General features: G+C 61.4%; 10 protein-coding genes and 2 pseudogenes. All 12 read right to left on the bottom strand.

The window, feature by feature from the left end:
• A partial coding sequence (locus JCM12296_RS29825; protein ID WP_157068016.1) for a hypothetical protein occupies positions 1–724 on the bottom strand: 724 nt, incomplete at its 3' end.
• Between the two features lie 126 nt (positions 725–850).
• Positions 851–1830, bottom strand: a pseudogene (locus JCM12296_RS49965) (polyprenyl synthetase family protein).
• A complete protein-coding gene (locus JCM12296_RS46225) occupies positions 1827–2342 on the bottom strand; it encodes a ribosomal protein S12 methylthiotransferase (RefSeq protein WP_246805112.1) in 516 nt (171 codons plus the stop codon). The pseudogene JCM12296_RS49965 and the gene JCM12296_RS46225 overlap by 4 nt, the downstream one beginning before the upstream one ends.
• Positions 2252–3148: a MiaB/RimO family radical SAM methylthiotransferase gene (locus JCM12296_RS29815; RefSeq protein WP_246805110.1), complete on the bottom strand. Its 897-nt coding sequence runs from the start codon at positions 3146–3148 to the stop codon at positions 2252–2254. Before JCM12296_RS29815 ends, JCM12296_RS46225 begins: the two co-directional genes overlap by 91 nt.
• A 23-nt stretch (positions 3149–3171) precedes the next feature.
• A complete protein-coding gene (locus JCM12296_RS51020; protein ID WP_422699190.1) occupies positions 3172–3426 on the bottom strand; it encodes an electron transfer flavoprotein subunit alpha/FixB family protein in 255 nt (84 codons plus the stop codon).
• Positions 3427–3659: 233 nt separating this feature from the next.
• Positions 3660–4211: pseudogene (locus JCM12296_RS51015) on the bottom strand (electron transfer flavoprotein subunit alpha/FixB family protein); the annotation flags it as partial.
• A 4-nt stretch (positions 4212–4215) separates the two neighbouring features.
• Positions 4216–4857, bottom strand: coding sequence for an electron transfer flavoprotein subunit beta/FixA family protein (locus JCM12296_RS29805; RefSeq protein WP_054700632.1), 642 nt, complete (start codon positions 4855–4857; stop codon positions 4216–4218).
• The gene (locus JCM12296_RS42750; protein WP_218188351.1) at positions 4844–4984 is read right to left on the bottom strand and encodes a hypothetical protein; all 141 of its coding nucleotides are present in this window, start codon (positions 4982–4984) and stop codon (positions 4844–4846) included. The genes JCM12296_RS29805 and JCM12296_RS42750 overlap by 14 nt, the downstream gene beginning before the upstream one ends.
• Before the next feature lie 248 nt (positions 4985–5232).
• Positions 5233–6126: an FAD:protein FMN transferase gene (locus JCM12296_RS29800; RefSeq protein ID WP_281492203.1), complete on the bottom strand. Its 894-nt coding sequence runs from the start codon at positions 6124–6126 to the stop codon at positions 5233–5235.
• The gene (gene hypE / locus JCM12296_RS29795) at positions 6026–7285 is read right to left on the bottom strand and encodes a hydrogenase expression/formation protein HypE (RefSeq protein WP_281492202.1); all 1260 of its coding nucleotides are present in this window, start codon (positions 7283–7285) and stop codon (positions 6026–6028) included. Before hypE ends, JCM12296_RS29800 begins: the two co-directional genes overlap by 101 nt.
• Positions 7286–7319: 34 nt before the next feature.
• Positions 7320–8414 (bottom strand): hydrogenase formation protein HypD, encoded by a 1095-nt coding sequence (gene hypD / locus JCM12296_RS29790; protein ID WP_054700626.1) that lies wholly within the window; start codon positions 8412–8414, stop codon positions 7320–7322.
• 12 nt (positions 8415–8426) lie between these two features.
• Positions 8427–9078, bottom strand: a 652-nt coding sequence (locus JCM12296_RS40465) for a Kae1-like domain-containing protein (protein ID WP_479690889.1), incomplete at its 5' end; no start/stop codon positions are given.

Here is a 9078-nt window from a genome sequence, read left to right as displayed (position 1 = left end):
TCCGCCGCGACCACGTTTTGACGGCGCCATAGGGCAACGCCGCCGTTGCCGAGCCGGCAATCACCACATCCGCCCCCAGCCGCCGGGCCAGCGCCAGCATGTCTGGGTCGGACGGGGCATCGGCCATTCCCAGGGGCGCGCTCAAATCATGCCCGCCCACGATTTTACAGCCCGCGGAGTGAAGAATCGCGGCCATGGCACCCTCGCTGACGGTAGGACTGCTGCGCAATTGCTTCCCCCACCAAATGGTGGGTGCGCTGTCCCCCACATTCGTCTCGGACAGCATGAAGAGAATCCGGGGAGCAACGGTTCCGGCCAGACCCAGGCCGAGACCGGCCAGATCTTGCCTGAGCGGCGTGACGGCCAGATCCACCTTCATCAGCACGCGCAGACTTTGGTCGGTAACCGCTTCGCTCAGCACCTCATCGCGACTCACATAGGGATCGGGTTGGCTTAAAATGTTCTCATTGATCACCTGAAAACGCTTGGTGACGGCTTTTTCGGTGAGCATTTCCGCGACCGCCGAGCCCACGGCGGCAACCCGTGCATCCAAAATCGCCTGCTGCCGGGCGGCAGCCATATCCTGGTCATGGATAAGCGCCGAGCCAAGCACGATCAGCGATTTCGTCCGCTCGGCAGCCATGGCATTGCCCGCAATGGCCATCAGGAAAAACAGCAGGAGCGCCTTTTTCACCCAGTTGTTGAGCCGTATATCTTCGGACATGGCTTGAGAGACTCCCCGCGCCGGAAGTACTGATTCTACAAAGAAGTGAGGCGTACTTTTGCGTACGCCGCAGTGACGAAGGATACGCGTAACGCCGATATCGGGTTTTTTACGCATCCGTCAAGCTCAAGCCTTGCGAACCAAGGCATAGTCGGCAATATCCATCAAGGTTTCGCGGGCCGCATGGCCGGCAAATCCCTCGATGGCCGACTTAGCCGCCGCCACATGCCTGGCTGCCTGGGCCTGGGTGTAGGCGATGCCGCCATGGTGGTGGAGTAATTCGACCAGCGCGGCGAACTCGGCATCGGAAAAATCGGGTTTTTCGATCAGGGCGGCCATTTGATCACGATCGGCCGCCGGAGCCTGGGAAAGGGCGTAGATCAACGGCAAAGTCAGTTTTCCCTCACGCAAGTCGGCACCGGCACGTTTTCCCAAGACGGTCAGATCCTGGGTGTAGTCGAGCAGATCGTCGGCCATCTGAAAAGCCAAGCCCAAATGATAGCCATAAGCGGTCAAGGCCTCGACCCGCTCCGTCTTCGCAGCGGCGATCAGGCGCCCGTCCGGCAGGCGCCTTCAAACAGCACCGCGGTTTTACAACGGATCACCTCCAGGTACTCGGCCTCGCTCAGGGAGAGATCCCCTTTGCGCGCCATCTGGCGAATTTCTCCCTGGGACATGTTCTCGGTAATCCCGGCGATCACGTGAATCACCTCGCACAACCCGGTATCGGCGGCCGTGGACAACCCCCGGGCCAGGAGAAAGTCACCGGTCAGCACGGCGGTGGGATTGTCCCAGACCAAATGGGCGACCGGGCGGCCACGACGCATATCGGCATCGTCCACCAGATCGTCATGCAACAGTGTGGCGGCATGCAGGTACTCGAAAATCGTCGCGAAACGGGCTGTATGGTTGCCGCTATGACCGCACAACCGGGCACACAGGACCATCAACAGGGGACGCAGCCGTTTCCCGCCGGCAAAGAGAATGTGCCCGGCCACCTGGGATACGAGATCGAAGTGGGGATTGAGATTGTCCGCCAAGGCGATTTCGATGGCTTCGAGATCGTCTCTGACGGCGGTCAGGATTTTTGCTTTCAAATCGCTCATGGCAGCGTTCCGATCAGGTCGTATTCCAGTGTTTCGGTAATTCGAAGCGGGATGATCTGGCCAACGCTCAGCTCAGGGCCATCGGTCGGGGTTCGGATATAGGTCAGGCCATCCACCTCGGGCGCCTGCAGCATGGATCGCCCTTCATAAAGCCCGGGTTCGGCTTGGGCTTCGATCAGTACCGGCAAATCGGTCCCGATCCGATGGCTTAAATTATCCGCCGAAATCGCCATCTGCCGGGCCATGATCGCATCAAACCGGGCTTGGGCCACCTTTTTGGAAACATGCCCGGGCAGTTGATGGGAAGGCAGGTCATCGGCATCGGAGTAAGTAAAAACCCCCAAGTGGTCGAAACGGGCCGTTTCCACGAAAGCCATCAGTTCCTCGAAGTCGGCATTTGTCTCCCCGGGAAATCCCACGATCAGGGTTGTCCGGATGACGGCGCCGGGAACCGTGGCCCGAATGCGCGTGAACAGATCCAGCAGTTTTTCTTTATCGTAATGGCGCCCCATTTTTTCAAGACTTTTTCCGCCGCATGCTGCACCGGCAGGTCGAAATAGGGGCATAGATTTGCAGAACCGGCGACCACCTTGAGCACCGCATCGGCAATGCTTTCCGGATGGCCGTACAAAAAACGGATCCACGTATCGCCGGCCAGGTCGGCCAGGCGTGCCAGCAAGGTGGCGAAGTCTTCCGCACCGGGCAGGTCGCGGCCATAATAGGTGGTGTCCTGGGCGACCAGGTTGATCTCCTTCACGCCGGCGGCCACCAGTTGGCGGGCTTCATCCAGGATCTGATCCATGGGCCGGCTCTTCTGGCGGCCGCGCAACCGGGGAATGATGCAGTAGGTGCAGTTGCGGCTGCACCCTTCGGCAATTTTCAAATAAGCCGTATGCGTCTGGGATCGTTCACGCGCCGCCGGGTCCTGCATGGAAATGCGGTCCGGATCCGGCAGACAGACGCTACCGGTCAGTTGACCGGCCACCGCCTCGCCGATTTGGGTAAACGCGCCCGTTCCAAGGAACTGATCCACCTCGGGCAGGGCATCGGCGATGGCATCGCGAAACCGTTCGGGCAAACAACCGGCAACGATCAGCCGTTGGCAGCGGCCGGTCTGTTTGAAACGGGCCAGTTCAAGGATCGTATCGATGGATTCGTCGATCGCCGATTCCACGAAGCTGCAGGTGTTGACCACGATCGCATCGGCCTCGGCCGGCTCCCGGGTCAACGACCAGCCGGCCAGCCGCAGCTGTCCGGCCATGGTCTCGCTATCCACCTGGTTGCGGGCACATCCCAGGCTTTCAATGTAAACACGCATATCCGTTCAATCCAGCGATACGATCAGCCTTTCAGCTTCTCCACTTCGGCGGTGATCGCCGGCACGACCGCGAACAAATCATCCACGATACCGAAATCGCATTTGGCGAAAATCGGTGCATCCGGGTCCTTGTTGATGGCCACGACAACACGCGAGGAGGCCATGCCGGCCAGGTGCTGAATGGCACCGGAAACACCGCAGGCCACATACAGGTTGGGGGCCACGACCTTGCCGGTTTGCCCGACCTGATCGGAAACCGGCCGCCAGCCTTCGTCCACGGCACTGCGGGACGCACCCACGGCACCGTCCAGAACCTTGGCCAGGCTTCCACGACGCTATAGTCGTTCCCGCCCATGCCGCGCCCGCCGGTGACGACCACGTCGGCCTCGGTCAGCTCGATCTTTCCGGTTTCCATCTGTTTTTCAATCAGGGTCACACGAACGCCGGACAGATCGACGGTCACCGCTTCCACCTCGCCGGCACCCTCGGCCGCCACGGCTTCCATGGCCCGGGGGCGGATGGCGACGATGGCCGGCGAACCGGTCAGGCTGACGTCGGCCAAGACCTTGCCGCCGTACATGGGACGGGTGGCCACCACCTGACCATTTTCCACGCGAACGGCCACGCAATCCATGGCCAGCGGCGCGCCAAGGCGGGCGGAGAGCCGCGCGGCGATATCCTTGCCCATGGCCGTGGAACCGATCACCACCACCGCCGGATCGGCTTTTTCGACTAGCTGCGCCGCAGCCGCGATGCAGGCATCCAACTGGCCCGCCTTCAGTTCTTCATGGTCGGCCACCAGGATCCGGTCGGCGCCGTATTCCTTCGCCTGGGAAGCGGTTGCGGTCACGCCGGCACCCATCACGGCCGCCACCAGCGGCCCACCGATGTTGTCGGCAATGGCTTTGGCCGTCGAAATCGATTCAAACGATATGGTTTTAAATGCGCCGTCCACCAGCTCGGTGAAGGCAATACACCCTGTGACATAGTTTTCTCCCTGTATGGCATTGATCCGGGGTCCATCATGGTTCACACCGGATGAAATCAATATGGTTGGCGTCATTGGGTCAGATGACCTTGGCCTCTTCCCGCAGAATCTTGACCAGCGCGGCAGCCTTGGCAGCGGGACCGTCGCCGTCGATGACGCGCCCGCGCTTGCGTTCGGGCGGCAGGCGCAGGGCAAGGATCTTGACCATGGGATCTCCCGGATCGGTTCCGGTGGCCGAAAGCGGGCGGGTGTCGATGGGTTTCTTCTTGGCCTTCATGATGCCCGGCAGGCTGGCATAGCGCGGTTCGTTGAGACCGCGCTGGGTGGTGATCAAGGCCGGCAATGCGGTTTCCAGAACAAGGGTCCCGCCCTCGATGGTCCGCGTGCAGCGGATCTTGCCATCGCCGATCGTCTGGGCGATCACCATGGAGATATGCGGAGTATCCATGAATTCGGCCACGGCCGGACCAACCTGGAAGTTGTCGTCGTCCACGGCGCGATGCCCGGCGATGATCAAATCGAAGTTTCCCTTTTTCAATTCGCCGGCCAGAACGCGAGCCGTGGCCAGACCATCCAGCGCCTTGCCCTCGGGATCGATGCGAACCGCGGTATCGGCCCCCATGGCCAGGGCCGTGCGCAGAGCCTCGACCGCTTTTTCCGGTCCCACGGAAAAACCGTAACGCTGCCGCCCAAGGCGGTTTTGGTTTTCAGGCTTCTTCAACGGCCATCTCATCATAGGGGTTCATCACCCAGTTGATCCCATCGGTCTTGATCGATGTGGCGCCATCGGCGATTTCGATGGCGGCCTCGGTCGATGGAACCTGTTTGAGCAGTACGGCAATTTCCACGTTTCACCTTCCTTGCATGCCAGGGCACCCGGCATCATCCCGGCCACAGCTTCCCGGCGAGTTTGTCTTTAGCATTACTGATTAAAATTATAACTTATCAATATTATGGGCATTGTTATGACTGCACAAGCCAAATATAGGACTATTGCGGTCTTGTCAACGGGAAATAGCGGCCGTCACAGGGTAACCGCATTTGGATCGATTTCTATTTTTCGCGGTCATGGACCGCTCCTTTATGTACCGCTCCTTTAATGGAGCACGAAACCGGCCGACGGGTGGTCCTTGAGCGATCCGTCGGCTTCCCGGGTGACGATCAGGCAGGCCACATCGGGCAGCCGATCGACCAGGGCGATTCCTTTTTCCGGCCCCATCACCATCAAGGCGGTGGCCAAACCGTCGGCGACCGTGCAGTTGGCGGCCACCACCGAAGCGCTGACCACGCCGTTGGTCACCGGCCGGCCGGTGCGCGGATCGAGAATATGCGCGTAGGCGTGCTCTCCGATCTGGAAGAAGATGCGATAGTCGCCGCTCGTGGCCATGGCTTGATTCGTCAGCGGCACCACCTTGTAGACCTCAGTGAAGGAGGCTTCCTTGTCGGGCCGGTTGATGCCGATCCGCCAGGCTTTACCATCTTTCCGATGGCCGCGGGCGTAGACTTCGCCGCCGATCTCGACGATGAAATCCGCGATGTCCGCGTCGCCCAGCAGCCGGGCGATGGCGTCCACCCCGTAGCCTTTGGCAATCGAGGCCAGATCCAGGGTCACGGCCGGATCGAGCTTATGCATGCGGCCGGCATCGTCCAGTCGAATCTGATCAAAGCCCACATGGGTCAAGGCCTGCCGGATCTTCTCGTCCGCCGGCACCGTGTGCACGATGCCTTTGCGTCCGAATCCCCACAGGTTGATCAACGGATCCAGGGTGCCGTCCCAGGCCCCGTCGGTCAGCCGGTAGAGTTCGGCGGAAACCTTGAGCACATGGCGAAAATCCGCCGATGGTGAAAAGCGCTCGGTTGATGTGGTGATGGCATTGAAACGGCTGAGTTCACTGTCGGGATCGAAGGTGGACATGCTGCGGTTGATGGCTTTCAGACGTGCGTCGATCTTCTCCTGAAGCGCATCGGTCGACGTCAACAGGCCGACCACCGCAGTGATATGATAGGTGGTGCCCATGGTCTTTCCGGTCAGGCGAACTTCCCGCCGAGGCTGACAGGCCATGCACAACAGCGATACCAACAGGCCCGCCATAAGGCTGGCGAGCCACTTTTGATTGCATCGATTCCTCAACATATTCTAGGCAATTGCTCCCCGGTGAGCATATCCACGATCCGCTCACCGCCAATACGGGTTTCATGAAAACACGGCCGGGATGATCATCGATCACCTCGCCGATGATACAGGCCGCCCTGCCATAGGGCGACTGCCGTATCACCGCCAGCAGCCGCTCGGCCTGATCGGCCGGCACGAAGGCCAGCAGCTTGCCCTCGTTGGCCACATAAAGCGGATCGAAGCCGAGCAGTTCGCAAACCCCGGCCACCGCCGGTTTGATTGGCAGGCGACGTTCATGGATGCGGATGCCGACTCGCGATTTCTCGGCAATTTCGTTAAGCGTGGTGCCCACCCCGCCCCGCGTGGGGTCGCGCAGGACATGGATCTCGCATCCACTGGCCAGCATGTCGGCGACCATGTGGTTGAGCGGTGCCGAGTCGGATGTCAGGTCGGTTTCAAAGGTCAGCCCCTGACGACGCGTGAGAATCGTCATGCCGTGATCCGCCATGCTGCCGCTGAGGATGACGGCATCGCCCGGTCGGGCGTTGGCGCCGGAGACGTTCACCCCGGCGTGGATGACACCGATGCCGGCCGTGTTGATGAAAAGCTTGTCCGCCGCCCCCCGGGGCACCACCTTGGTGTCACCGGTGACGACCTGGACACCGGCTGTCTTCGCGGCGCCTTGCATGTCGACCACCACGCGTTTCAGGTCGGCCATGGGAAAGCCCTCTTCGATGACCATCCCCACACTCAGGTACAGCGGCACGGCACCGCACATGGCCACGTCGTTGACCGTGCCGTTGATGGCCAGGTCGCCGATACTGCCGCCGGGAAAAAACAGCGGATCGACCACGTAGGTGTCCGTGGAGAAGGCGATCCGACCACCGGCCAGATCGAGCCGGGCCCCGTCGTCGAGCATGGCCAGGGCCGGGTTGTGGAAAGCTGGCAGGAGAAGATCGGTTGTCAGGCGATGGGCCATCTTCCCGCCACTGCCATGATCCAGGATAATCTTATCATCTTGCGTGTCGTTTTGCATGGGAAGCGTTCATCTCGAATACGGACGACGGCGTTCAGTCGTCCGCATGGTAACGGTAATAGGCAGCGCAGGTCCCTTCACTGGAAACCATGCACGGCCCCACCGGCGCCATGGGGTTGCAGACGCGTTTATACAAGGGGCATTGGGGCGGAATCTTCACCCCGGTGAGGATTTCACCACAGGCGCATCCCTTGGGGGGGGCCGCCGGTACCGGCCGGATGCCGAATACCCGCAGGGCATCGAAAGCCGCATAGGTCTCACGGATCACCAGGCCGCTGGCCGGAAGGGTGCCGATCCCCCGCCAGTCGGCGTCGGCGACGGCAAAAACCCGTTCCATGACCGCCACGGCCTTGGGATTGCCCCTATCGGTAACCGCCCGAACGTAAGCATTGGTGAGAGCCGGTCGACCGGCGTCGATCTGTTCCACGAGCATGGCGATCGCCTGCAAGAGGTCGGTGGGCTCGAAACCGGCCACCACGCAGGGGATCCGATGGGCATCGAAAAAAGGCCCATAGGCATCTCGCCCAATGATCACCGAAACATGGCCGGGCAGCAAAAATCCGTCGATATTGATCGCCCCGCTGGCCAGCGTCTCCAGGGCGGGGGGAACAAGTTTGTGGGCCGACATGACGGAAAAGTTCGTCAACCCGGACTCTTCGGCGGCCAGGATGGCGGCGGCGACCGTCGGTGCCGTGGTCTCAAAGCCGACACCCAGGAAGACCACCCGCTTATCCGGATTCTGGCGGGCCAGGGTCAAGGCATCAAAGCTCGCATAGACCATGCGCACATCCGCCCCCTCGGCCTTTTCGCGCTGCAGGGAGGTGCCGCCCGTACCCGGTACGCGCATCAGATCCCCGAAGGTGGCCAGGATGGTGTCCGGTTGCCGGGCCAGGGCAATGAAGGCATCGATCTCCTTTTGGGCAGTCACGCACACCGGACACCCCGGACCGGAAAGCAGGGTGATGGTCGGGGGCAGAAGGGAACGGATGCCGCTACGGAAGATCGCCACCGTATGCGTTCCGCACACCTCCATGAGCCGGATGGGCCTGTGACTGGCACCGGCGATGCGCTCGGCCAGATGCCGGGCGATGCGCGGGTCATGAAAGGATTGGCTGAACGACAGCGTCATCGAAACACCTCCTTAACCCGATATCCGGGTTGCTATCTGGGCCGCGGCCACGACGGCCTGACCCAGGGACAACCCGCCGTCATTGGCCGGCACCAGACGGTGGGTCAGCACCTCGAATCCACTTTTTTGCAAGGCCAGGGAGAGGCCTTCCAGCATCCGGCAATTCTGAAAGACCCCGCCGCTCAAGGCAACCTGCCGGATGCCGGTGCGAGCGCCAAGATGACGGCACAGCTCGTCGAACAGGGCGATCAAGGTATGGTGAAAGCGGGCACTGATCACCGCCGGCGAACGCTTGGCCCGAAGGTCATCCACAACGGCTTGAATCATGGGCGCGGTCGGAATGACAAGGGGATCGTCGGCGTGAGCGTCCCAAGTGACGGCGTAGCGGCCGGTCTCGTGATCATCGGCAATGGCCTCCAATTCCATGGCCGCCTGGCCCTCGAAGGCCACCCGGCCACGCAAACCGACCAATGCCGCCACCGCGTCGAACAGCCGGCCCAGGCTGGAGGTAAATGGGCTGTTAACGCCCCTTTCCATCATCTGCAGGATCACCTGTGCCTGACCGGCATCGGCAAAAACGTACGACCGGGAGGTCCGCCAGATCCGGTACGTCTCCAAAGGCCGATCGCAGATGGGCCAGGGCCATGCGCCAGGGTCGCGGATG

Origin of the sequence: Desulfosarcina cetonica JCM 12296 (assembly GCF_001311845.1) — a bacterium.
Taxonomy (GTDB): Bacteria; Desulfobacterota; Desulfobacteria; order Desulfobacterales; family Desulfosarcinaceae; genus Desulfosarcina; species Desulfosarcina cetonica.
This window is presented reverse-complemented; position numbering and strand designations above follow the sequence as displayed.